Origin of the sequence: Mycobacterium sp. ELW1, assembly GCF_008329905.1 — a bacterium.
In the GTDB taxonomy this organism is placed as follows: domain Bacteria; phylum Actinomycetota; class Actinomycetes; order Mycobacteriales; family Mycobacteriaceae; genus Mycobacterium.
Genome location: NZ_CP032155.1, coordinates 3,100,467 through 3,124,319, shown reverse-complemented (window position 1 = coordinate 3,124,319; position 23,853 = coordinate 3,100,467). Strand labels below are relative to the sequence as shown.

20 protein-coding genes and 1 pseudogene are annotated in these 23,853 nt (G+C 67.5%); 15 read left to right on the top strand and 6 right to left on the bottom strand.

The genetic code is table 11. The features are described from left to right. Positions 1 to 41 precede the first annotated feature (41 nt). Positions 42 to 251: a hypothetical protein gene (locus D3H54_RS14675; protein WP_149379647.1), complete on the top strand. Its 210-nt coding sequence runs from the start codon at positions 42 to 44 to the stop codon at positions 249 to 251. A gap of 24 nt (positions 252 to 275) precedes the next feature. Here D3H54_RS14675 and D3H54_RS14670 read toward each other — a convergent pair. After that, positions 276 to 1,825, bottom strand: a pseudogene (locus D3H54_RS14670) (phospholipase D family protein). 72 nt (positions 1,826 to 1,897) lie between these two features. Between D3H54_RS14670 and D3H54_RS14665 the strand changes: the two are divergent. From D3H54_RS14665 to D3H54_RS14645, 5 genes are all read left to right on the top strand, one after another. Then, positions 1,898 to 2,371, top strand: coding sequence for an SRPBCC family protein (locus D3H54_RS14665; RefSeq protein WP_149379646.1), 474 nt, complete (start codon positions 1,898 to 1,900; stop codon positions 2,369 to 2,371). Positions 2,372 to 2,439: 68 nt separating this feature from the next. After that, entirely contained in the window at positions 2,440 to 3,276 is an 837-nt protein-coding gene (locus D3H54_RS14660; protein WP_149379645.1) for a DUF5666 domain-containing protein, read from the top strand. A gap of 30 nt (positions 3,277 to 3,306) precedes the next feature. After that, positions 3,307 to 3,708 carry a type II toxin-antitoxin system VapC family toxin gene (locus D3H54_RS14655; RefSeq protein ID WP_149379644.1) on the top strand — a complete coding sequence of 134 codons (402 nt, stop codon included), beginning with the start codon at positions 3,307 to 3,309 and terminating at the stop codon, positions 3,706 to 3,708. Positions 3,709 to 3,797: 89 nt separating this feature from the next. After that, positions 3,798 to 4,586 (top strand): DUF1906 domain-containing protein, encoded by a 789-nt coding sequence (locus D3H54_RS14650; protein ID WP_149379643.1) that lies wholly within the window; start codon positions 3,798 to 3,800, stop codon positions 4,584 to 4,586. Positions 4,587 to 4,672: 86 nt separating this feature from the next. After that, complete coding sequence (locus D3H54_RS14645) at positions 4,673 to 5,242, top strand: HD domain-containing protein (protein ID WP_149379642.1); 570 nt, start codon at positions 4,673 to 4,675, stop codon at positions 5,240 to 5,242. A 203-nt stretch (positions 5,243 to 5,445) separates the two neighbouring features. Here the strand turns inward: D3H54_RS14645 and D3H54_RS14640 are convergent, their stop codons facing one another. Beyond that, positions 5,446 to 6,237, bottom strand: coding sequence for an SDR family oxidoreductase (locus tag D3H54_RS14640; protein WP_149379641.1), 792 nt, complete (start codon positions 6,235 to 6,237; stop codon positions 5,446 to 5,448). Between the two features lie 211 nt (positions 6,238 to 6,448). On the opposite strand from D3H54_RS14640, the gene D3H54_RS14635 reads away from it, so the two are divergent. The 4 genes from D3H54_RS14635 to D3H54_RS14620 all read left to right on the top strand — a co-directional run bounded on the left by D3H54_RS14635 (position 6,449) and on the right by D3H54_RS14620 (position 11,026). Next, a complete protein-coding gene (locus D3H54_RS14635) occupies positions 6,449 to 8,803 on the top strand; it encodes a putative bifunctional diguanylate cyclase/phosphodiesterase (protein ID WP_286199246.1) in 2,355 nt (784 codons plus the stop codon). Between the two features lie 58 nt (positions 8,804 to 8,861). Then, positions 8,862 to 9,305: a thiol-disulfide oxidoreductase DCC family protein gene (locus D3H54_RS14630; RefSeq protein WP_115320046.1), complete on the top strand. Its 444-nt coding sequence runs from the start codon at positions 8,862 to 8,864 to the stop codon at positions 9,303 to 9,305. 75 nt (positions 9,306 to 9,380) lie between these two features. Then, positions 9,381 to 9,779: a Zn-ribbon domain-containing OB-fold protein gene (locus D3H54_RS14625; RefSeq protein WP_115320047.1), complete on the top strand. Its 399-nt coding sequence runs from the start codon at positions 9,381 to 9,383 to the stop codon at positions 9,777 to 9,779. Between the two features lie 35 nt (positions 9,780 to 9,814). After that, entirely contained in the window at positions 9,815 to 11,026 is a 1,212-nt protein-coding gene (locus D3H54_RS14620) for a thiolase family protein (protein WP_115320048.1), read from the top strand. Positions 11,027 to 11,066: 40 nt separating this feature from the next. Here the strand turns inward: D3H54_RS14620 and D3H54_RS14615 are convergent, their stop codons facing one another. Continuing rightward, entirely contained in the window at positions 11,067 to 13,340 is a 2,274-nt protein-coding gene (locus D3H54_RS14615; RefSeq protein WP_286199245.1) for a putative bifunctional diguanylate cyclase/phosphodiesterase, read from the bottom strand. A 172-nt stretch (positions 13,341 to 13,512) separates the two neighbouring features. Here D3H54_RS14615 and D3H54_RS14610 point away from each other — a divergent pair, with 172 nt between their 5' ends. Continuing rightward, on the top strand, positions 13,513 to 14,886 hold the full coding sequence (locus D3H54_RS14610) for an NAD(P)/FAD-dependent oxidoreductase (protein WP_149379639.1): 1,374 nt from the start codon (positions 13,513 to 13,515) through the stop codon (positions 14,884 to 14,886). Positions 14,887 to 14,953: 67 nt separating this feature from the next. On the opposite strand, the gene D3H54_RS14605 is transcribed toward D3H54_RS14610, so the two are convergent. Together D3H54_RS14605 and D3H54_RS14600 are read right to left on the bottom strand one after the other, a co-directional pair. Further along, on the bottom strand, positions 14,954 to 15,727 hold the full coding sequence (locus tag D3H54_RS14605; protein WP_149379638.1) for a cutinase family protein: 774 nt from the start codon (positions 15,725 to 15,727) through the stop codon (positions 14,954 to 14,956). Between the two features lie 192 nt (positions 15,728 to 15,919). After that, the gene (locus D3H54_RS14600) at positions 15,920 to 16,843 is read right to left on the bottom strand and encodes a TIGR03564 family F420-dependent LLM class oxidoreductase (RefSeq protein ID WP_149383549.1); all 924 of its coding nucleotides are present in this window, start codon (positions 16,841 to 16,843) and stop codon (positions 15,920 to 15,922) included. Between the two features lie 232 nt (positions 16,844 to 17,075). Between D3H54_RS14600 and D3H54_RS14595 the strand changes: the two genes are divergently transcribed. From D3H54_RS14595 to D3H54_RS14580, 4 genes are all read left to right on the top strand, one after another. Next, a complete protein-coding gene (locus D3H54_RS14595) occupies positions 17,076 to 19,322 on the top strand; it encodes an MMPL family transporter (protein ID WP_210419701.1) in 2,247 nt (748 codons plus the stop codon). Positions 19,323 to 19,413: 91 nt separating this feature from the next. After that, positions 19,414 to 20,529 (top strand): polyprenyl synthetase family protein, encoded by a 1,116-nt coding sequence (locus D3H54_RS14590; protein WP_149383547.1) that lies wholly within the window; start codon positions 19,414 to 19,416, stop codon positions 20,527 to 20,529. A 36-nt stretch (positions 20,530 to 20,565) separates the two neighbouring features. Next, positions 20,566 to 21,513, top strand: a complete 948-nt coding sequence (locus D3H54_RS14585; RefSeq protein ID WP_149379637.1) for a phytoene/squalene synthase family protein — start codon at positions 20,566 to 20,568, stop codon at positions 21,511 to 21,513. Between the two features lie 38 nt (positions 21,514 to 21,551). Then, a complete protein-coding gene (locus D3H54_RS14580; RefSeq protein WP_149379636.1) occupies positions 21,552 to 22,802 on the top strand; it encodes a glycosyltransferase in 1,251 nt (416 codons plus the stop codon). Here the strand turns inward: D3H54_RS14580 and D3H54_RS14575 are convergent. After that, entirely contained in the window at positions 22,799 to 23,839 is a 1,041-nt protein-coding gene (locus D3H54_RS14575; RefSeq protein ID WP_149379635.1) for an alpha/beta fold hydrolase, read from the bottom strand. The genes D3H54_RS14580 and D3H54_RS14575 overlap by 4 nt on opposite strands. Between the last annotated feature and the right edge of the window lie 14 nt (positions 23,840 to 23,853).

Here is a 23,853-nt window from a genome sequence, read left to right as displayed (position 1 = left end):
CAGGCGTCGCGATGCTTCCGTCGCACCGTAGGCTTCACGGCGTGCACAACGTGATCCTGGCCAGCGCCGCGTCAACGGCGGCGCTGACGGTTGGACTGGCGACCTACGCAGCGTTGATCTTTGCCGGCATCGCAGTGGCGATCTACGACGTACGTCGACACCGACGGGGCCGGGCGATCGCCGCCACGGTGATGGTCGGGTTGCTGACGCTCCTCGGGCTGGTGATCGCGATCGTCAGCAGTGTCGCGTAAGCGAAGCTTTAACCCCAAGCTGTTCTACAGTCGATTGCGTAGCCGATCGCGGTAGGAGCGTCCGTCCGGGTCGTAGATCAAGCGGTACAAGGGTTCTGCCCATACGCGGGTTCGCCAGCCGAGACGCTCCGGCTTGTGCGGGCGCAAGCGCCCCGGTGGCCTCTCCCCTGACAGCCCGACCGGTACCACGCGTCGAGCGCCTCCGCCGTCGCGGTGATGTCACGTACCGCTGTGATCGGGTCGACCAGATTTCCGTCCGCACTCCCATCAGCCGGCCGGTCCAGATGCTCACGTAACAGCCGCAGCCTCACATCGCGAGCGAACTCACCGTCGGAATCCATTACCGCACAAGATAATTCGCTGTCGTGGGTCCAGGACCGCCGGTTCAGGTTGTCGCTGCCGACGCAGGCCCAGGTGTCATCGATGACGCACACCTTCGCGTGCACGTACACCGGTGTGCCTTGGTGATTCTCGACATCGAAGATGTGTACCCGCTCAGGACTCGCGGCCTGACAGGTCGCAATCGCCTGCCAGCGACCGACCTGGTTCGGCGGCAGTTGCAGCCGGCCGTCGACGTCGGGGTGGCGCGGGATCACCGCCACCAGATGGAGATCGGGGTTGGTGCGCAGTGCGTCGGCGAACAAGGTGGCCACCCGTGCCGACCACAGATACTGGTCCTCGACGTAAATCAGCCGGCGCGCGCGGGGTACGACTTTGTTGTACGCGCGGGCGATGCTGCGCTCCCCGCGGGGCGCAAAGGCGTACCGGAAGTGCGCATCCGGGTAAGTGCGCAGGACCTGCACGGTGTGAGGTCCACACGCCGGCGGATCTGGTGGTTGTTCCGGTAGTCGGTCCGCCGAGAGGTCCGCGCCCCGCAACTTGTCCATCACCCAGGCGACCGGCGACAACGCGTCGAGCGGCGTTGGATCATTCCAGCGTTCCCGGAAGGTGGTGTCGAGTACCCCGACGGCCGGCCCGCGGATCTGCAGCTGCACGTCGTGCCATGGCGGAGTGCTCCCATAGCATTCGGCCATCTGCACCGCCTGCGGGTCGCCCTCGTGCGATTCGTCATCGCGGCGGGAATGGCACAGGTCGATGCCACCGGCGAATGCGATATCGCGTTGGGGCGCTTCGGGATGCCGAATCACGACCAGCTTCTGGTGATGCGATCCGCCCACCCGCACGCGCTGATCCAACAGCACTTCGCCGCCGGCGGCTTCGATGGCCTCGCCCAGATGCTGGTTCTCCTCCTCGCTGTACTGAAACTTGTCCAGATGCGATCGCCACACCAGGCCCTTGACCACCACGCCGCGTTCTGCGGCCTGGCAGAACAAATCCCGGATCGTCGGCCCGCCGTCGCGCAGGAGTTCGTCGGGGTCGCCACGCCAGTCGGTGAAGAAGACATAGTCGCCCGCACGTAGCGCCTCCACTTCGGCGACCAGCCGTTGGAAATAGGTGGCACCGTGAATGAGCGGTTCGGCGCGGTTGCCCTCCGACCATGCCGGTATCCAGGTGGCGGGGTTACCTCGCTCGTCACGGGTCAGGAACCAATCGGCCGGGGTCACCACGCCCATGAAGTGCCCGTTCGGCGTTCGGGCTACACCAGGCCACTACTGGGTGGGTACCGCACGTGACAGGATCCAGTGGTGAGCGAACGCATCGAGGTTGAACGAATCATCCCCGCGCCGGCCGCGGACATCTTCGCGGTCCTCTGCGATCCGCAGGGGCACGTCGCGATCGATGCCACCGGCATGTTGCAGGACGCCGACGGGTCATCTGTCGGCGCGGTCGGCGACAGCTTCGTTGTGCACATGGACCGCGAATCGCTCAACGACTACCCATTGGGCAAATACGACGTCACCGTGTCGATCACGCAATTCGAACAGGACAGGCTGATCGCCTGGACGATCTTCGGCCAGCTGAAGCCCGACATCGGGCATGTGTACGGCTACCGGCTCGAGCCGGCGGACGGCGGTACCGCGGTCACGTCGTTCTACGACTGGTCCGACATCGATCAGCACTGGCGCGACGCCAAGATCTTCCCGATCGTCGGCGAGCCGGCATTACGCGCGACACTCGGCATCCTCGAGCGGGCCGTGCGGCGAGGCTATCCGCGGTAGCCGCCGCGCACAGCTCACTCACGCGGGCTGTAAAGGTCAGTCCAAGTTCGGCGGCCGACTGTGGACGCATGACTCTCACCGTTCCGGAATCACCGACGCGGCGTCGGCGTGCGGTGCCGATCCTCATCGGCCTCACCGCCCTGTCACTGGCGGCATGTGGCTCCTCTCCCACCGCCGCGACCTCCTCGACACAAGCTGCGGGGTCGACGAGCGCGACGGCGCCGACGACTTCGGGTTCCGTACCGGCCAAAGGCGTCGGCAAAGACCACGTGTCTGGGCTCATCACTTCGGTCACCGGCGACACGTTCGCGGTCAGCGACAAGAACGTCACATCCACCGTGGGCTTCACCTCGGCGACGAAGGTCTCCGAAGTGACCCCTGCCGCGGTCACCGACGTCACCGTCGGCAGCTGTGTGGCTGTGCGTCCGACCCGTGGCAGCAGCCCGGCGCCGGACGGATCGGTGACTGCGGCCGCGATATCGGTCAGCGCACCCAGAGACGGCCAGTGCTTCGCAGGCGCTCGGCAACAGGCCGGTTCCGCCGCCCCCACTGCGCCTGGCGCGCCCTCCGGTCACGGTGGCGTGCGCGGCACGGTGGCCTCGGTCAGTGGCCCGCCACTCGGGGTGGCGCCGCCCTCCTCCGGTCACGGTGGCGTGCGCGGCACGGTGGCCTCGGTCAGTGGCAGCACGCTGGTCGTGACGGTGGCGGGAAGCACCACACCCACCAACGTCACCCTGTCCGGTACCACCATCTACACCAAGCGCGCCGCCGCCGACGTCCAGGCAATCGCGCAAGGCACGTGCGTCATCGCGCGAGGCACCAAGGATGCGAGCGGCACCCTGCAGGCCAGCATGATCGGCCTGCGGCCGGCCAACAACGGCAGCTGTCCATCGATGAACCGATGAGCGGGAGCACCGTCGTGCGACGGTGTTCCCATGACAGTTTTCGTCATCGACGCACAGGTGGCCATCGACCTCGCGGCCGGCGGACAGTCCATCCCGCCGGGACACAGTCTCACCGCGCCCACCCTGCTCCGCTCGCAGGCGCTCGCACTCGTGTACGGCTCGGTGCGCCGAGGCGAGTACGACGAACGTGCCGGCCGGAGGCTTCTCGACGATATTCGTGGACTTCGAATCCGCCTGCTCGGCGATCGAGCTCTGCAGGACCGCGCGTGGCGGATCGCTGCCACGCTGAACTGGCCGGATACCTACCGAACCGAATACATCGCGTTGACTCAGCTGCAAGCAGACGCGCTGGCCACCGCGGATGAGGAACTCGCGGCGGCGGGACGCGGCTTCGTCGAAACCGTCTCCCCCGCCGCGATTCTGCGGCCCTAGCGTAACGATCGAAGCTCATCTTGAGCTGAAACGCACAACAATCAGCGTGGGAACACCATTCACGGCAGTCACATCGTTAACATCGCGCGATGCACGATTTGCCCCCGGCCGTACGACGGTCGGTCACTCGGCGTGACGCGTTGCGCTACGCCGGCGCAGTGGCGGGCCTGGGTGCCGCATCGCTGAGTTGGGGTACGCCCGAAGCTGCCGCCGCGGCCCCCACGCTGATCGACTTTGCCGCCAAACAAATCCCGGCGCAGCACATCCGCGCCGCCGGGCATTCCGGGGTGGTCAACTACGTCTCGACGTCGCGTCCGGGCTCGTCGTTCGGTGCGAAGCCGATCACCCTGCCCTACGCCCAGTCGCTGACGGCCGCGGGCCTGGTGATCGTCAGCAATTATCAGTACGGAAAGCCCGGCGGGACAGCGCCCTCGGACTTCCTGCGCGGTTACGCCGGCGGCGTCGCCGACGCGCGCACCGCCTGGCAATTGCACACCGCCGCCGGCGGCGGGCAGAGTGCGCCGGTCTTCTTCACCATCGATGAGGACATCAATCGCGATACGTGGAATCGCGTTGCACTGCAATGGTTTCGGGGAATCAACTCGGTGCTCGGAGTCCAGCGCACGGGGGTCTACGGCGGTATCGACGTGTGTCAGTGGGCGTTGGCAGACGGCGTCATCGGCCGATCGAGCACGCCTGACCGGGTGTGGGCCTGGCAGACCAAGGCGTGGTCCGGCAACCGGGTGCACCCCGCCGCCGTTCTCTACCAGCGGATCGTGAGCACCGCCTCGAACCCCGGCCCACTGGTCGGCGGTCTGGAAGTCGACGTCAACGACGTCCTGGCCTCCGACGTCGGCCAGTGGAACCTTCATCCCTGACGGCACCAGCCGCGCGCTCGCTGCGTCACGTAGCCGAAACACGACCCGGTTAGGTTTGTTCGGACGCCGTCCTAGAGGAGCTGACGATGAGCGCGCCAACCCGAGCCACTTACCGCACCATGGCCGAAGGCACCGCGCAGGACTATGCGCTCATCGAGCGTGCGGAGGCGGCCAACAATGCCGGACTGGTCGATCGTGTGCTGGCGTTGGTCGACGCTCTCGCCGAGGGACAGCAGGCCTATCCGGTCAGCCGGCTTGAGCACTCCCTGCAGTCGGCCACCCGCGCCTTCGATGACGGCCGCCCGGCCGAGTACGTCGTCGCTGCGCTGCTACACGACATCGGCGACACGTATGCGCCCCATGCCCACGGTGCGTTCGCGGCCGCCGTGCTGGCGCCGTACGTATCGGAACAGGTCGCCTGGATTGTCCGGGTGCACCCCGAATTTCAGCAGTACTACTACGCGCCTCACATGGGCGGCGTGCGTGACGCCCGGGAGCGCTATCGCGACCACCCATGGTTCGACGATGCGGTGGAATTCTGTGAGCGCTACGACCAGAACTGTTTCGACGCGCAGTTCGAACACCGACCGCTCGAGTTCTTCCGGCCGATGGTGCAGGACGTGTTCGCCCGCGAACCGTGGCTCGCGGCACGGTAATTCACGCGGTTGGCCTCAGGCGGCGTCGTTGGTGACGCTAGCGCACGATGCGCAGTCGGGGCTGTCGATGTCGAGTTGCCCGCAAGAGGGGCAGATGAACGGAATCATCAGGTTTCCTTCGTCTCGCGGGCGACGCCGACGGTCTGCGACGTTGGCGACCTGTTACCCCGCCCCGTCGCGCTCGAAACGTCGTCGCGGGCCAGCTACCGCAGGGTGCGTTGGTAGCGGCGCATACCGGCGATCCAGCGCTCGTAGTCGGCGCCTTTCTGGCGGTACATGGTCAGCACCTCGGGGTGCGGTAGCACAAGGAACGTCCCGTCGACGATGGCCTGCACCACGAGGGCGGCGACGGCGTCCGGGCCGATCACCGCTCCCGCACTCGTGACGGCGGACCCGGCCACTCGGATCTCTTCCTCCGGCGAGTCCGCCATACCCCGCAGCAGCGGCGTATCCACCCCCATCGGACACACGCAACTCACACCGATCCCGTTGTCGCCGTAGCGAATCGCCAACCACTCGGCAAACCCGACGGCAGCGTGCTTGGTCACGCTGTAGGGGGCGGCGCCGAGCTGGGTCAGCAGACCAGCGGCCGACGCGGTGACAACGAAGTGTCCACTGCCCCGCGCAACCCACTCCGGCATCACCGCCTTGGCGGCCCGGATGTGGGCGCGCAGGTTGATGTCGATGATGCGGTCCCAGGCGGCTTCGTCGTCGCCGAGTCCTGGCTCTCCGGTGATGCCGGCATTGGCGACGTAGATGTCGGTTCGCCCGAACGTCTCACGTGCTGCGTCGAGCAGGGTGGCGATTCCGTCCGCGCTCGAGGCGTCCGCCGCCACCCCGATGCCTCCGACCATCGCAGCGGTGTCGGCGGCCGAATCCGCGTCGATGTCGCCGGCGACAACCGATGCGCCGCCCGCCGCCAGGGCCGCCGCGACGGACCTGCCGATGCCTGAGCCCGCTCCGGTGACCACCGCCACCGCTCCGTCGATGTCCACGGGCACATGTCTAGCGCACGTGACCGAGGTCGCGCGTGCCGCCATCCTGACCACGCACGATCGAAACGTTGCTACTGATGCACTGATGTGACTTTAAGCCAGCGTTTGCCCGGTGGGTTGCCTTTGCTCTCCTTTGCGAGTCCGCTATTCTGACTGCGGCTTTACGTTGTCCCGGGTGTTGTGCCACCGGGCGGTGCAGGAAGGGGCCGCGATGCCCAAGACCGCCCGGGTCGCGATCGGTAGCTCGGTGATCTTCGCGGCCTTCGTCGTCTGGGTCCTCAGCGGGCGATCGCACGGCGAGGCTGTCAAAGCCGTCGACGACATCGTGTTCGTGCTGCTGACGATTCCCGCGGCGGTCTTCACGGCCCTGGCCGCGCGAGCGGTGCACGGGAGGCTGCGAGCCGCATGGGTTGCCATCACGATCGGGATGGTGGGCTGGGCGCTCGGCGAGGTGCTGTGGACCTATTACGAACTCGCGCTCGAGGAACCCCCGTTCCCCTCACTGGCCGACGCGGCCTATCTGATCATGCCGGTCGGCTTCTGCGTGGGCCTGCTGCTGTTCCCCGCCGACAGCGGTCAGTCGCGGACCCGGACACTGCTCGACGGGGTGATCGTGGCCGGATCGCTCTTCCTGGTGAGCTGGGTGACGATCCTGAACCCGATCTACTCCGCCAGGTCCGATGGCGCGCCGGCGGTGATCATCTCGCTGGCCTACCCGCTGTCGGATGTGGTGGTCCTGACCATCGCGGCGATGGCGTTGCTGCGCGCTGCCGACGATCAACGCGGCGTGTCGACACTGTTGACCATCGCGATGGTCTTCATCGCCCTGTCCGACAGCGGCTTTACCTATCTGTCGGCGAAGAACGACTACTCCAGCGGAAACCTGATCGACATCGGATGGGTCGCCGGCCTGATGCTCATCATGGTGGCGGCCACCGCCAGCCGTGACGAGGTTCGCCGGCCACGGACACACGCCAACCTGGCCGGCTGGGCGTCGGTCTGGTTCCCCTACGCGCCACTTCTCCTGGCCGGCATCGTCGCCGCCGCCGAACCGGCCACCGTCTTTCAGACGCCGCTGGTAGGGACCATCGGGACGCTGCTGATGCTCGCCGTCTTGGGCCGCCAGTACCTGGCGGTGCGAGAAAACCGCCGCCTGCTCGCCACCGTGGCCGAACAGGCGCTGCGTGATCCGTTGACGGGCCTGGCCAACCGCGCCATGTTCTCCGACCGGCTCGACGATGCGATGCAGCGTCGCGAGCGGGACTGCAGGGCGGTGGCGCTGATCATCCTGGACCTCAACGACTTCAAACTCGTCAATGACACGCTGGGGCATCCAGCCGGCGATGAGCTGCTGAACCGTGCTGGTGAACGAATCCTGGGTTGCGTCCGCAACGGCGACACCGTCGCCCGTCTCGGCGGCGACGAGTTCGTCGTCCTCGTCGACGACGACCCCAAGCACATGCACGCCGACCAGATCGCGCAGCGCGTGGCAGAGTCCTTCGACAAGCCGTTCGCCATCGATGGCCAGGAGTTGTTCATCAGACCTAGCGTCGGGCTGGCCGTGGCGGGCGCCGACGAACCCGAAGTATCGGCCGAAGAGCTCGTCAAACGTGCCGATACGGCCATGTATGCGGCCAAGAAGACCCGCACCATCGGTGTGCACCGATTCACCCACGATCTGCAGCTGGCCAAGTCCTCCGACGACGGCCTGATCCACCGGTTCCGCAGCACGCCGTCCACCGAGGATGAGGCCGCGGCCCAGCTGCTGGGCGAGCTGCGCCAGGCGATCGACTCCGTCGAGCTCACGCTGGCATACCAGCCCAAGTTCAACCTCCTCACCGGTCACATGGTGGGTGTCGAGGCCCTGGTGCGCTGGCCGCACCACCGGCGCGGCCTGCTCAGCCCCGACGAGTTCCTGCCGCTCGTCCGCCATCACGGTCTGATGCGCCCGGTCACCGATCTGGTGATCAACACCGCGCTCGACGCTGCGCACGGGTGGCATCAGGCCGCGGTGCATCTGCCGATCGCGGTCAACATGTCGGCACCGCTGCTTGCCGACCCGCATCTGCCCACCCGCATCCGCCGTGCGTTGGATGACCGAAACCTGCCCGCCAGTGCGCTGACCGTCGAGATCACCGAGGACCTGGTGCTCGGCAACATCGAAGGTACCCGCGACGTACTGAACCAGTTGCGCCGCAGTGGAATTCGCATCGCGATCGACGACTTTGGGACTGGCTACTCCACCCTGTCCTATCTGTGCGAGCTGCCAGTCGACGAAGTCAAGCTGGACCGGCGGCTCGTCGTGCAGATTGTGGACGATGCCCGGGTGTCGACCGTCGTCAACGCGGTGATCACGCTCGCCCACGAACTGGGCTTGATCGTCGTCGCGGAGGGAGTCGAAGACGCCGACGTCGCCGCGCGTCTCGTCGAGTTCGGCTGTGATGTGGTGCAGGGCTTCTACTTCAGCGTGCCCTTGTCCGCCGACGACGTGCTGCGGATGGTCACCGAGGCCGCGGATCCCATCAGTACGGGATCCCCTGTGACATCAGGAACAGACCGGACCTGAGCCCGGCTCGATTTGGGATGATGGAGGCCGAATAACCGCGCCGGCGAGGGAGGTCGCGATGACGCCATCAACCAACTCCGCTACTGCGCCTGTACTGCTGTACGACGGTGTGTGCGGGGTCTGCAACAGCGCGGTGCGCACCATTCTTCGGTACGACCAGCACGGGACTCTGCGCTTCGCCGCGTTGGACAGCGACTTCGCCCGCGAGACGATCGCTCGGCATCCCGAGCTGGCGGGTGCGGACACCGCGGTGTTCGTACGCGACGCCGGACGACCCGGCGAGACCGTATACCTTCGCTCGACGGCGTTGCTGCAGGTGGCGGCATATCTTGGCGGCTGGTGGCGGCTGGCATTGACGGCCTACGCGATCCCACCAGCCGCGCGTGACTGGCTCTACGAGCGGTTCGCCGCCGTGCGTTATCGCATCGGCGGCCGCCATGACACCTGCCCGATCCCGACCGCCGACGTGCGCAGCCGCTTCCTCGACTCGGCCTACGGCTGAGCTCTCGGCACACCCGCCCTGTTGAGGCCTCCGGCCCTTCGCTAGCGTCACAAGGACCCACGAACGGAGGTCCGCATGGCCGAGCGCATACCGATGGTCGACTACCTCGTGCTCGACGACGGTGAACCCCATCTCGTGGCCCATGAGTGCACGGCGTGCGGTGCCCGATTCTTCGACCGGCGCAACGCCTGCGCCAACTGCTTCGCCACCGATTTCCGCACGGTCCCCGTCGCAACCGAAGGCACCGTGCGCACATTCACGATCGTCACTTTCGCCGCACCGGGCGTGCCTGTGCCCTTCGTCGCGTCGGTGATCGACTGCGACGGCACGCAGGTGCGTGCCAATCTCGTCAACGTCGAGCCCGATCCCGAGCACGTCCACGACGGCATGAAGGTGCGTCTGAGCACCTATTCGCTCGGCGCCGACGCACAGGGCACCGAGGCCATCGGCTTCGGCTTCGAGCCCGTGGCCTGAACTCCCCCGCCGCCGAACTGTTCCAAGGAGATGCGATGAGTGCCAGCGACGACATTTTCATCCTCGGTATCCGGATGACCAAATTCGGCAAGCACGCCGACAAAGACACCGTTGACCTGGCCGCTGAGGCCGCGATGGCCGCGCTCGCCGACGCCGGTGTGACCATGGCCGACATCGGCGTGCTGGCCGCGGGCAACCTGATGAACGCCAGCGCCGGCATCGGCCAGCAGCTGCAGAAGCAGATCGGCCAGACCGGGATCCCGGTGTACAACGTCGCCAACGCGTGCGCCACCGGGGCCACCGCGCTGCGCACCGCGATCATGGCGGTCAAGGCCGGCGAGGTGCGCTACGGCATGGCAGTTGGTGTCGAAAAGCTCTCGGGTGCAGGACTTCTCGGTGCGGGTGGACGCAAAAAGGACGACTCCGATGTCTGGCAGCCGGCCGGGCGCTTCGGCGCCGTCGCGCCGATCGACGGCCGCATCGGCACCGAGGCCATGCCCGGCGTGTTCGCCCAGATCGGCACCGAATACGGCCACAAGTACGGCGGGACCAGCTTCGAGCTGTTCGCCAAGATCAGCGAAAAGAACCACGCGCACTCGACATTGAATCCGCTGGCGGCCTACCAGAAGCGCTTCACCCTCGAGCAGATCATGAACGACGTCATGATCGCCTACCCCAACACCCGCCCGATGTGCTCGGCCAACTGTGACGGTGCCGCGGCGGCGATCGTATGCAGCGGCGAGACTCTCAAAACGCTGTCGGCCGAACAACGTCGGCGCGCGGTGAAGGTGTCGGCGTCGGTGTTGACCTCCGACCCGTACGAAGAGGGCTGCCAGGTGCTGCCGAACGTCAACACCCTGACGCGCAATGCCGCCGCCACCGCCTACGAGCAGGCCGGCATCGGACCCAAGGACCTCGACCTGGTCGAATTGCACGACTGCTTCGCGACCGCCGAGCTGGTCCACTACGACAACCTGATGCTGTGCGAGCAAGGCGGCGCCGCCGACTTCTTCAACTCCGGCGCCACCTGGCGGGACGGCTCGACGCCGGTCAATGTGTCCGGTGGTCTGCAGTCCAAGGGCCATCCGATCGCGGCGACCGGCATCGCCAACATCTGGGAGATCTGCCACCACCTGCGGGGCGAGGCCGGCGATCGGCAGATCGCCAACGCCAAGGTTGGGCTGGCCCACGTGATCGGGCTCGGGTCGGCGTGCGGTGTCCACATCCTGGAGAAGTCCGCCGCCTGAATAGCCTTGGTGTGCAACCAATTCGGAGGATCCGGCATTCTCACGGTGCGGTCAGCGACACCCCGATGTCGGACAACCCCATCGCCCGCCCGAACAGGTGACCCTGGGCGAGTCCGCAACCGGCCAGGAATATGGTCTCCGCCTGGTCGGCACTTTCGATACCTTCGGCGATGACGTTGAGATTCAACGCTTTACACAATCCGATGACCGACCGGTAGAGGGTGAGATTGCGTCCCGGGTCGACGCCCAGAGCGAGCCCGCGGTCCAACTTCACGATCTGCACCGGCAATTCGTGCAGATAGGTCAGCGAGTTGTAACCGGCGCCGAAATCGTCCAGGGCGACTCTGATGCCGAGGTCGTTCAAGCGTGTGATGGCCGCCGCCCCCTCAACCAGGTCGACGATCGGAACGGTCTCGGTGATCTCCAGAACGAGGCGGGCTGCCGGCAGGCCGTGCCGGGCGAGCGTACGGCTGATGATGCCTTCGAATTCCGCGCTGCCCAGGCGCGCGGCACCGATGTTGACGTGCACATCCAAGTCCAGGTCAGCGGCCGTGATCTCCGCGCAGGCCTGATCCAGCACCAGCGCATCCAGTTGCGCGCCCAGGCCGTTGGCTTCGGCCAGCGAGACGAACGTCTGCGGAGGGATCTGCATCCCGCTCGGCGTCGTCCACCGCGCCAGCGCCTCAACAGCCACCGGCGCGCCGTGCGGGAGCGTGACGATGGGCTGATACTTCAGGTGGAACCCCTGCGGCACTTTGCCTTTCGCCTGGCGAAGCGCCGTCGGAAAATCCTCTGAGACGCTGAACGCCGGCCGGTAGACCACCGCGGTGTCCTTGCCCATTCGCTTGCCGGTGTACATCGAGATATCCGCCTGCCGGAGCAGATCGTCCGACGTCGGCGGCAGACCGTGATGCCCCGGGCTGACAAGGCCCATGCTCGCCCGCACCCGGACCGAGGTCCCGTGCACCGAAAACGGACTCCGAAGAGCGACGCGCAGCTGGTCGGCGACGATCTCCGGTGCTCCGACCTCACCGGCGATCAGGATGGCGAACTCGTCTCCCCCGATGCGGGCCAGTGTGTCGTCGCGCCCAAGGCAGCTGCGGAGGCGGGCGCTGATCGCGCACAGCAACTCGTCACCGGCTGCATGCCCGAACCGGTCGTTGACCTCCTTGAAGTCGTCGATGTCGACGAAGATCAACACGAACGGTCCATCGCGGATCGCGTCGTCCAGCCGCTGCCCCAGCAGCAACCGGTTGGGCAGCTTCGTCAACGCGTCGTGGTGTGCCTGATGGGCCAGGCGGCGCTTGGCGTCGACGAGCTGCGCGGTCAGCACCCGCTGGATCCGCATCGCGATCAGATAGCGGGTCGCGACCAGCAATGCCAAGCCGAGATAGGTGGACGCGAAGAACATGTCGATGCCGCGGCCGACGAGTACCTGGAATGCGAGCAGGGCCGTACTCCCCATGAAGCCGACGTAGGGCAGCGTCAGTTGCGCCCAGTTGGTCGGGAGTTCGTTCTGCGGCCGGGGCCGCGGTGGCAGTTCGAGCAGGCTCCACGCGATCAGCAGCGGCGCGAACACGAACCCGGTGCCGATCCATAGATCCAGGTTGGTCACGTCGACGCTGCGAAGGTAGGCCAACAGCCGATCGGAGGAGACGAGGGTGATCGCTGCCGCCGCGAGCAACATGTAGTTGGCCCGCCCCAGGCGGTACGGCGGGTACCACATCGCGAGGAGAACAGCGACCATGACCACGACGAGTTCCACGATGGCGATGCTGAAGATGACCGCAGTGTTGGTCGATCGCGGCAATGCGCTGCTGTCCACAGCGTCGGGCCGGGCGAGGTAGATGAACTGGGCGAACGACAGTGCGCTGATCAGTCCGTCGAGCAGGGTGGTGAAGACCCGTGGCCGCGCCAGCGTCTGCCCGGGCACGTCCTGGTCGCGGCCCGCGCGGATCAGCAGGACCATCGCCACGGCGAAGAAGAAGGCCGCGACGAAATAGCCGACCACACTCGGCCACGGCGCGGTCGCATGCCGGTCGGCGTGGCCGGTGAGCTTCCAGAGGAGTTCGGCTCCCAGGAAGATGGCCACCGCGGTGAGGAGGGTCGTCCGCCACCATCGCGACAGCCCGGTCACTCGCGGTACGACGGCCAGCCCGACAACCAATGCAGCGACACACACGACGGCCTCGAGAGCGAATTGCACCCGCAGTGCCGTCGCCACGCCCCACAGGCCGAGCGCGTTGAACGCTGCCGCGGCGACCACCGCAGCAGACAGCCCGCAACGCAGGCGGCGACTCAAAAGCGACAACACGCTCCCCTCCAGCCCGCGGCGTCGACCCCCCATATCGTGGCAGAATGGCACGACGGCCGGGGCCGTTATCGCGCAACTGACCACGGTCGGCGTTCGACCGGCAAATCGATCGGGCAGCCCGTATTCATCACTTCCCGAACGGGTACTTCAACGACAATGAGGTTGATTCGACATGGGTAGTGGACGCCCCAGGGTGCTCATCATCGGAGGCGGTTTCGGTGGCCTGTTCTGCGCCCGTCGGCTGGGGCGCGTCGACGTCGATGTGACGTTGCTCGACCGCGCCGCCTGCCATGTCTTCCAGCCGCTGTTGTATCAATGCGCCACGGGAACACTCAGCATCGGGCAGATCAGCCGGTCCCTGCGCGAGGAACTGGCGGACCACCGCAACGTCACCACATTGCTGGGCGAGGCCATCGAGTTGGACGCTGGCGCGCGCCGTGTCACGGCCCGCCGTCCCGACGAGACGACGTTCGAACTCGACTACGACTACCTGGTGATCGCGGCCGGCATGCGGCAGTCCTACTTCGGGAAGGAGGAATTCGCGGCCTGGGCGCCCGGCATGAAGACGCTCGACGATGCGCTCACGATCCGTCGCCGAGTTTTCGCGGCGTTCGAGATCGCCGAGACGTTGCCGCCCGGCCCCGAACGGGACGAATGGCTCACCTTCGCCGTCGCCGGCGCCGGACCCACCGGAGTCGAATTGGCCGGGCAGATCCGAGAACTCGCGACCCGGGCACTGGCCAACGAATTCCACAGCATCGAACCGGAGGAAGCTCGGGTGCTGTTGTTCGACGGCGGGGATCGCGTGCTCAAGAGCTTCGCTCCTGCCCTCACCGACCGTGCAACGCGCGAACTCGAGAAACTGGGCGTCGAGATGCACTTCGGCGTCCACGTCACCGACGTGCGCCGCGGCGGGGTGACCGTCAGTTCGAAAAGCGGTGGGCCCGACAAGGATTACGCGACGCGAACAGTGCTGTGGACCGCCGGAGTGGAGGCGGTGCCCTTTGCCCGCCAGGCGGCCGAGGTGCTGGGCGCAGACACCGACAGGTCGGGCCGAGTCTCGGTCGACGCCGACCTTTCGGTGGCGGGGCATCCCACGGTGTTCGTCATCGGCGACCTCGCCGGCCGCGACGGGCTACCCGGCGTTGCGGAGAACGCGATGCAGGGCGGTCTGCATGTCGCCGCGTGCATCAAGCGCGACCTCGACGGACGCGCCCGCAAGAACTTCCGCTACCGCGACCTCGGGTCCGCGGCCTACATCAGCCGCGGCCACGCCCTGCTGCAGGCCGGTCCGATCAAGCTGAGCGGCATCGCGGGTTGGCTAGGGTGGGGCTTCATCCACATCGCATTCCTCACCGGCGTCCGCAACCGATTCAGCACCGTCGCAACGTGGATGGCGTCCATCGCCCGGGCCAACCGCAGCGACCGCACCTTCATTCTGGGCGGGTCCGGCCATCCCGAGGAGCCGTACATGTGGCAGTCGCCGGTGCACCAGAGAGACGACGCGGCGACGAAGGCGGACCGTCGCGATCAGAGTGCCGGGTGAACGGCGGAGCACGCCGACGGCCGGACGCAGTCCTCTCGAACTGACATCCGGCCGTCGGGGAAAAGGGTCAGTTGGCTGCGTCGACCTGCGCCGCGGTCTGAACCAGCGTGGCCGCCGGAGCGGGGCCGCCGAGCTTGCTCACCACGAAGTCAGCTGCCTGATCGGCCATCCCGTTGCTCTTGTAGGAACTGTGGGCGCTGCGGTCCAGCCCACCCGGGTAGCAGACCGGGTCGCCGGTGGCGCACAGCTGAACGGTCTTGCCGGCGTAGGCACCGCCGATCGAGATCGGGGGCGCGTTGCGGTCGGCCAGGCCCAGGAACCAGTCGTCGGGGGTGCCGAACAGCGCCACCGCTGCCACATGGGATGCGACGGATGCCGGCAGCGGTCCGGAGATGCTGGCGGGCAACGTGATTCCGGCCGGAACCGTGCTCGACGTCGTGTAGCCCGCGACCGCAGCACCCTGTGAGTAGCCGCCCAGCACGATCTTGGTCGACGGGCATTCCGTCGCGACCGACTGAATCTTGTTGGCCGCATCCGCGACACCGTCGACTGCCTGACCGAAGTTCAGCGACGCGGGATAGTTCACGCCATACGCCTCGACCGTCCTACCCGGCAACCGCGCGCTCAACGCGTCGACGAACGCCTGGCCGGTGGCGCCCACGCCGGGCGCCTCGAACGTCCCGCGCGCAAAGACGACCTCGACTGCGGCGCACGAGTCTTCGGCGGCGTTCGCGGTTGCGGCGGGGCCCGCCACCAGACCGGCGACGACTGCGAACAACGCGACAGCGGTGAGAGCGCCGGCCTTGGTGGCGTTCACCGTGCGGGCCAGTGGTGTATTCATCAGATCGTCCCCATCCTCGAGCGGCTTCTGCCTGCTACAAGCGGGGATCCCCTACCTGCGATTCCACCGATGTCAAGTGATCTATCTCACCGGGACAAAACCGGCTCACCGGGATGGCCGGCGCCGTGCCGGGCGTTGGCATTGCGGCTCAACGCCGCCCGCGGACTCCGGGGCGGATTCCGGAGTGATGGCCTACGCGTCGTAGGCGCGCAACAGGGCCCGAGTGCGGGCCCGGCCCTCCGGTGACGGATCGAAGGTCGCGGCGACGTACTCGTCGACACCGGCCGCCGCCAGTTCGTCGAGCCGGCCACGCACCGTCTCCTCGTCCCCGATGATGGCGGCATCCTGCGGGCCGGCATAGCCCTCGCGGTCGAGCATCGCGCGGTACGACGGCAGGTGACCGTAGACGGCGAACTGTTCGGCCGCCTGCGCGCGGGCCGCGTCGACGTCGTCTGTGACGCTGATCGGAAGCGACGCGGCGACCCGGACCGCGTCGCTTCGCCCGGCGCCCTCCGCGGCCTCACGCAATGCCGGTCCGACATGCTCGGCCAGTGTCTTCGGACCTGTCATCCACGTGCAGGTTCCCGAAGTCCGCCGGCCGGCGATCTTCAACAGCTGCGGACCGAGGGCTGCGATGTAGACCTCGGGCCGAGGTGCTCCGGAGATCATCAGAGCGCCGCGGGTGGTCACCGTCTCCCCTGCCGCGTCGGCGGCCTCGCCGGCCAGCAGGGGCAACAGCCCGTCGAGGTATTCGTTGAGTCGGCGTACCGGCTTGTCCCACGGGATCCCCCACATCCCTTCGGTGACCGCTTGATGGGTCATCCCCAGCCCCAACGTGAATCGGCCGCCCGAGGCGAGACTCAGGGTGAGGGCGCGCTGCGCCATGAGCATCGGATGCAGGTTCTGGATCGGCACCACCCCGCTCGCCACTTCGATGGTGTCGACCTCATGCAGGGCGATCGCGAGTACCTCGAAAAGATCTGGCTCGTAGGGCAATTGGCTCATCCACACCCGCTTGAAGCCTTCGTCGCGCAACATTGCCAGGTTGGCGATCGTCGCGTCGATCGGTGACTCGCTGCCCGATCCGCTGAGTTGCCCGAACATGCTTACCTGCATCACCAACACGCTCCTGTCGCGTCACTGTCCGTCATCGCGCCGGCCTGCTGATCGACCCGATCCGTACCTCACTCTGCTGCACCCGGGCGCCCCACATCAAGCACGGCTGACCGGGGTCGGCCAACCGTGACATCTCGGTGACGAACACGTCAGTTCGGTTCCCCGGGTTGTCGATCTTCCACAAGCTGGTCGGTACATGGTCGCCTTCGGTCGGGAAGCGAGGTAAGCCGCTGTGCTGCACCGGATGACCTTGCTGGCTCTGGCAGCACCAGGTCGGATCGTGGCGTGCGCGGTGTTCGTGATGATCGCGGCGGGTCTGTTCGGCGCCTCGGCGGCAGGCAACCTGAAGGCGGGCGGCTTCGTCGATCCCGATGCCGAATCCGCGCAGGCAACGCGCATTCTGACCGACACGTTCGGCCAGGGCGACATGCAACTCGTCTTCACCGTCACCGACCCGCAGAACGCTCAGAGCGCGGCAGCCCGCGCCGTCGGGACGGCCATCGCCGATCGTGCGAGCAAGGACCCTTCCGTCACCGCGGTGGCCTCCCCCTGGACGGCGCCTGCGGCGGTATCGGGGTCGCTGATCAGCACGGATGGCCGCTCCGGCCTGGTTGTGGTGGGTCTTCGCGGCGGCGAGGACGCCGCACCCGGGCATGCGCAGCGCCTGGCCGACGCCGTCGCGGCCAGCCTGGACGGCAAGTACCCCCAGATCGACGTCATGGCGGGCGGCTCGGCGATGGTCTTCTCGCAGATCAATTCCCAGACCCAGCGCGACGTGGTGGTCATGGAGTCGATCGCGATACCCCTGACGTTTGTGGTGCTGATCTGGGTCTTCCGAGGTGTGTGGGCCGCGCTGCTGCCGATCTCGGTCGGCACGTTCTCGATCGTGGGTTCGCTGGCATTGCTCCGCGCGATCGCATCGATCACCGATGTGTCGGTCTTCGCTCTGAGCCTCAGCGCGGCGCTGGGCCTGGCCTTGGCGGTGGACTACACCCTGCTGATCCTCAGCCGCTACCGCGACGAGATCGGCGCCGGCGCGCAACCGGACGCCGCCCTGCTCGCCACGATGGCGACGGCGGGGCGAACGGTTCTGTTCTCCGCGCTCACCGTGGCGATGTCGATGGCCGCGCTGGCGGTGTTTCCGCTGTACTTCCTCAAGTCGTTCGCCTATGCCGGCGTTGCGACGGTGGCGCTGTGTTCTCTTGCCGCCATGGTGATCACGCCGGCGGCGATCGTCCTGCTGGGCAGCCGGCTGACCGCACGGGACGCCGGCGGCAGACACCGGCGATCTGACGACCGATTCTGGTATCGCACAACGGTGTTGATGACCCGACGCGCCGGGATCGTCGCAGTGCTGGGCTCGACCGCCTTGCTGACCCTGTGCCTGCCCTTCCTGGGGGTCCGGTGGGGTCTGCCCGACGAACGGGTGCTGCCGAGTTCGGCGTCGGCTCATCGGGTGGGTGACATGCTGCGCTCCGATTTCACCGAGAACGCCGAAGGCGCGATCAAGGTCGTGGTGCCCGACGCCGCGGGGCTGTCGAGCCAGGACATCGACACCTACGCGATGGCGGTATCGCAGGTTCCCGGTGTCGCCGAGGTGAGCACGCCCACCGCTGTGTTCGCCGCCGGAGTGCGCGCCGGTCCCCCTGCGGGCATGGCAGCCGTGCGCGACGGCTCGGCCTTCCTGACGGTCAGCACCACCGAGCCGGCCTTCTCCCCCGCCGCGGTCGACACACTCCGCGGCGTCGAGGCGGTCCCCGGCCCCGGCGGCCGGGACATCTGGTTGACCGGTGCGACGCAGGTCGGCCAGGACAGCGTGGCCGCGATCACCTCGAGGCTGCCGGTGGTGCTGGGCATCATCGCCGCGGTCATGTTCGCGGTGATGTTCGTTTTGACCGGCAGTGTGGTGCTGCCGGTCAAGTCACTGATCCTGACGCTGCTGTCGCTGACCGCGTCGTTCGGGGCGCTGGTCTGGGTGTTTCAGGAGGGCCATCTCGGTGCGCTGGGCACGACGGTCACCGGGACGCTGGTCGCCAATATGCCGATCCTGCTGTTCTGCATCGCGTTCGGGCTGTCGATGGACTACGAGGTCTTCATCGTCGCGCGCATCCGTGAGTTCTGGCTGGCCAGCGATCGATCTCGGCTCGCCAATGACGAAGCCGTGGCGCAGGGTCTTGCCCACACCGGCCGGGTGGTCACTGCCGCCGCCGCGATCATGACGATCTCCTTCGGCGCGCTGTTCGCGGCGAAGGTGTCCTTCATGCGCATGTTCGGGGTGGGTCTGACCTTGGCGATCGTCCTCGATGCCACGGTGGTACGGATGATGCTTCTGCCCGCGTTCATGCACTTGCTGGGCCGGCACAACTGGTGGGCACCGGCCCCGATCGCCCGCTGGCATGCCCGTCTGACCGGTCATCCGACGCCGCCGGCCGCCCCGGTGAAAAAAGAACCCATCCATGGCGGCGTCGACTCCGAATGATGGATGCCATCGTTTGTCCGAGGAAGGGCCATCGTTGCCCCAGGAAAGGATTGGGCCGTTGACCAGCGGTGACAGAGCCGGGACACCACTGATGACGCACGTCGTCGGGTCACCGGGCGCGCAGCAGACAGCCACCAGTTCGCTTTCGCCCGAGTCGACCCGCTTGCTCGACGACGTGCGCGCGGCGGCACGCGCCCACGTGGGTGACTTCGTGCGGGCCGAGTGTGTGCCCCGGCTGGCGCACTCGGGGGTCGACATCGCCGGTGAGGTGCTGGCCGACTTCGTGGACGGCGGCAAGTACCTGCGCTCGACGTTCATGTACCTGGGCTGGTTGTCGGGTGCCGAGGCCAGCGAGGCGGCCCTGCGGGCGTCGGCCAGCCTGGAGTTGCTCCACGCTTTCGCGCTCATCCAGGATGACGTGATGGACGGTTCGGTGATGCGCCGTGCCAAGCCGTCGGTGCACGTGCGATTGCGGCAATGGCATCGCGACCGCTCCCTCGGCGGGCCCGCGGACCGGTTCGGCGAGTCGGCGGCGACCCTGCTGGCCGACCTGTGCCTGGTGTGGGCCGAGCAGATGCTGCGGCGCAGCGGCGTCGAAGCCGACGCCCTGGCCAGGGTGTGGCCGCGCTACGACGACATGCGCGTCGAGCTGGCCGTCGGCCAGTTCGCGGACCTGGTGGGCGGTTCCGGCGGCCTACCGACGCTGGACGCCGTGCTCGACATGCTGCGCCGCAAGTCGGGGAACTACACCGTGCGGCGACCCCTGGAGCTCGGCGCGGAGATGGCCGGGTGTGACGCCGCGGTCCTGGACGCGCTGTCGGGATACGGCGCGGCCGTCGGCGAAGCCTTTCAGCTGCGCGACGACGTGCTGGGAGTCTTCGGATCACCCGAGGTGACCGGGAAATCGGCGTGCACCGACATGGAATCCCACAAAGCAACCAGTGTGCTGGTGGCAGCCCACGAGCTGGCCGACCCGCGGGTGCGCTCGCAGCTCGAGGAGCTGCGGGCTCTCCCCGAACTCGACGACGACGCCGTAGAGCGCTGGCGCGCACTGGTGCATGCCAGCGGCGCGGTGCAGTGGGTGGAGGAGCGGATTCTCCAGTTGCGCACCCGGGCGCTGAATCTGCTTGACGGCGTTCAGATTCCGGAACAGCCGCGTAGCGCACTGACCGGTATGGCGCACGCGTGCACGGTGCGGGTGGCCTGATGTACGACGACCGACCGAAGCCGCGGTGAGACACCCATGATCGGGTCCGAACTCGACGCCGCCGGTGTGCACCAGCCCGCACTGCGGGAGGCCTACCGGCAGTGCCGCGTGCTCAACGCCCGGCACGGTAAGACCTTTTTCCTGGCCACCCGGCTGCTGGCGCCCTACCAGCGCCCGGCGGTGCACGCGCTGTACGCCTTCGCTCGTCGTGCCGACGACATTCTCGACGATCGCGACACCGGCCTGAGTCCGGACCAGCGCACCTCGGAGCTCACCGCACTGTCGAACAAGCTGTTCACCGGTCTGGTCGACCACGAACCGTGCGACGACGACCCGATCCTGGCGGCAGTGGTCGACACGGCACGGCGATACGCCATCGGCTGGGAGCTGTTCGACGACTTCTTGGCCTCGATGCGGATGGACCTCACCGTCACCGACTATCCGGATCGCAGCGCCCTGGAGCGCTACATGTACGGCTCAGCCGAAGTCATCGGCTTCCAGACGTTGCCGGTGCTGGGCACCGTCGTGCCGCGCGAGGAAGCCGCGCCCTATGCCGCGGCGCTGGGAAAAGCCTTTCAGCTGACCAACTTCCTGCGCGATGTCGACGAAGACCTTGCTCGTGGCCGGGTGTATCTGCCCGCCGACGAACTGGCCGCGCACGGAGTCGACCGCGATTTGCTGTCGTGGTGTCAGGCGCACCGGCGAACCGATGCGCGGGTACGGTCGGCACTGATGGAACAACATGCGCTCACCCGGGCTGTGTACGCGCAGGCGCAGCCGGGAATCGCCATGCTGGCACCGATTTCCCGCCCGTGTGTCGAGACCGCCCTGACCTTGTACTCCAAAATCCTGTCCCGCATCGAAGCTCTGGACTTCGAGATCTTCACCCAGCGGGCCACCGTGGGAACCACGCAGCGGGTCGCCGTCGCCGGAGCCGGCCTCGGACGGGCCTGGGCCGCCCGCATCCGAGACAGGAGCCGTTGAGTGGGCTGCCGTGTCGCCGAGACCCGGCCCGAGCCGCGATGGCAGTAGTACTGGCCTACACCGCACCCGCGCTGGGCCATCTCTTCCCGTTCTGCGCGTTGCTGACCGAGCTCGCGTCGCGCGGTCATCGGGTGCACGTGCGCACGCTCGCCGCGGGAGTGGACCTGTGCCGCCAGTTGGGTTTTGACGCCGAGGCCGTCGACCCGCGGATCGAGGCGCTGCAGAGCGCGGGCCCGGCTGCCGGCGGGGTGCTGCGTGCGGCAGGCAACACCGTGCGTGTGCTGGGCCAGTGCGCACAGTACGAAGTCGACGACTTCCGCGACGCGGTCCGAGATGTCGAGCCCGACATCTGCCTGATCGACGCCAACAGCTGGGGAGCCCAATCGGCCGCCGAGACGATGCCGCAACCGTGGGTGGTGCTCAGTCCGTTCATCCCGTACCTGCGATCCCCCGGCTCCGCTCCGTTCGGGGCAGGCGTCGCGCCCCGCCCCGGCCCGGTCGGCTTCGTGCGTGACTGCGGCATACAGCTGGTGACCAGCGTGGTGTTCGACGTACCGTTCAGGTCCGAAATATCGCCCGTGCGAAGACGTTTGGGACTGCCGAAAGTGCGCAGCGCCGGCCAGCTGTTGCGGCGGGCACCCGTGCTGCTGATCGCGACCGGAAAACCGTTCGAGTACCCGCACACCGACTGGGGCCCGAACGTGGAGCTCATCGGTCCGGCCTCGTTCGACCCGCCCCGCACCGGAGACGAATCCTGGCTCGACGACATCGACGACCCCATCGTGCTGGTGACAACCTCGTCGCTGGCCCAGGCCGACAACGAACTCGTCGGCACCGCCATCGACGCACTGGAAGGGCTGCCGGTGCACGTGGTGGCGACACTGCCCGGCGGCGGGAACGTCGATGTGCGGCAACGTCGCGGCGCGACCCTGTCACGATTCACCGCGCACTCGGCGATCCTGGACCGCACGGTGTGCGTCATCACCCACGGCGGGATGGGGATCACGCAAAAGGCTTTGGCCCGGGGAATTCCGGTGTGTGTGGTGCCGTTCGGGCGCGACCAGTTCGAGGTGGCGCGCCGGGTCGAGATCGCGCGGTGCGGGACGCGTTTGCCGGCCCGGCGGCTCACCAGGCAGCGCCTGCGCTCGGCCGTGGAAGAAGCGATGACGATGGGTGAGGGTGCAGCCGCGGTGGCAGCCGGATTCGAGGCCACCGGCGGGGTGCGCCACGGCGCCGACCGCGTGGAGGGCCTGCTGCAGAAGTGGGCGCTGCGAACGCCGGGACGCTAGACCAATCCGAGGCGGGCTGCCTGCGCGACCGCGGCCGTCCGGGACGTCGCCCCCAGTTTGCGGCGGATGTTCGCGACGTGCCGGTGCACGGTATGCGGGCTCAGCTGGAGCTGCTCGGCGATCTCGCGATCACCGAGACCGTGTGCGACACAACCGAGAACCTCGCGTTCCCGCTCGGACAACAGCACCGATTGGCGGCCGGCCCCGGGCCCGGCGGTCTGATCGGGATGCAGCCCCTGGCGGCAGGCCCGGATGACGGACTCGACGTCACCGTGCCAGGGAAAATGCGATTGCCCTTGCAGCGGAATGAATGTCGCACCAGGAATCGCGGCTGCGACCTCGCGTCCGAGCCGGTACGGCACGGCGCGATCATCACGCCGATGCACGACCGTGGCCGGCTGGCGCACCAGCGGAAGATGCGCGCGGACATCGAAGCGGTAGACCAGGCTCAACAGTTCGGCAGCGGTGTCGGCGGACGCCGACTCGCGCTGCAGCCGCGCGAAACGTTCATGCTCCGCCGCCTCGGCACTGCCGAGGAAGATATCGCTGAGCATCCGCGAACCGAGCCCCCAGTGCGCGCGCACCGCGGCCACGATCGCGTCGCCAACCCCGGGGGCCGTCAGTTCCTCACCGTGCGGGTACGACCCGTACAGCACCAGGCGCTCCACCCGGTCCGGGAACGCCGCGGCGAAGGCCGTGGCGGTACAGCTGCCCGACGAACCGCCGATCAGCGACACCCGGTCCAGCCCGAGCTCGTCGAGCAGTGCGCGCAACATCGTGACCTCGCCGTCGAGGCTCAGATCGGCCTGCTGCACGTCGCGGTCCGACATCCCGACCCCGAGCCGGTCATAGCGGATCAGGGTGTAGCCGCCCGCGACACCTTCCCAGAACCGCCGCACGCCGGGGTGCTGCCAGTCCAGTTCGAGGTGGCTCACCCACCACGCGGGTGCCACCAGCGGCGGGCCGTCGCCGCGCACTTCGTACGCCAGACGGCGCTCGCCGACCGGCAGGAAGCGAATCTCGGATTTCTCGAGCATCGCCGTTGAGCGTA

Coding starts and splice junctions, on each gene's coding strand:
- D3H54_RS14660 (WP_149379645.1), top strand. CDS start 2,440: ATGACTCTCACCGTTCCGGAATCACCGACGCGGCGTCGGCGTGCGGTG.
- D3H54_RS14655 (WP_149379644.1), top strand. CDS start 3,307: ATGACAGTTTTCGTCATCGACGCACAGGTGGCCATCGACCTCGCGGCC.
- D3H54_RS14650 (WP_149379643.1), top strand. CDS start 3,798: ATGCACGATTTGCCCCCGGCCGTACGACGGTCGGTCACTCGGCGTGAC.
- D3H54_RS14645 (WP_149379642.1), top strand. CDS start 4,673: ATGAGCGCGCCAACCCGAGCCACTTACCGCACCATGGCCGAAGGCACC.
- D3H54_RS14635 (WP_286199246.1), top strand. CDS start 6,449: ATGCCCAAGACCGCCCGGGTCGCGATCGGTAGCTCGGTGATCTTCGCG.
- D3H54_RS14630 (WP_115320046.1), top strand. CDS start 8,862: ATGACGCCATCAACCAACTCCGCTACTGCGCCTGTACTGCTGTACGAC.
- D3H54_RS14625 (WP_115320047.1), top strand. CDS start 9,381: ATGGCCGAGCGCATACCGATGGTCGACTACCTCGTGCTCGACGACGGT.
- D3H54_RS14620 (WP_115320048.1), top strand. CDS start 9,815: ATGAGTGCCAGCGACGACATTTTCATCCTCGGTATCCGGATGACCAAA.
- D3H54_RS14610 (WP_149379639.1), top strand. CDS start 13,513: ATGGGTAGTGGACGCCCCAGGGTGCTCATCATCGGAGGCGGTTTCGGT.
- D3H54_RS14605 (WP_149379638.1), bottom strand. CDS start 15,727: ATGAATACACCACTGGCCCGCACGGTGAACGCCACCAAGGCCGGCGCT.
- D3H54_RS14600 (WP_149383549.1), bottom strand. CDS start 16,843: ATGCAGGTAAGCATGTTCGGGCAACTCAGCGGATCGGGCAGCGAGTCA.
- D3H54_RS14590 (WP_149383547.1), top strand. CDS start 19,414: ATGACGCACGTCGTCGGGTCACCGGGCGCGCAGCAGACAGCCACCAGT.
- D3H54_RS14585 (WP_149379637.1), top strand. CDS start 20,566: ATGATCGGGTCCGAACTCGACGCCGCCGGTGTGCACCAGCCCGCACTG.
- D3H54_RS14580 (WP_149379636.1), top strand. CDS start 21,552: ATGGCAGTAGTACTGGCCTACACCGCACCCGCGCTGGGCCATCTCTTC.
- D3H54_RS14575 (WP_149379635.1), bottom strand. CDS start 23,839: ATGCTCGAGAAATCCGAGATTCGCTTCCTGCCGGTCGGCGAGCGCCGT.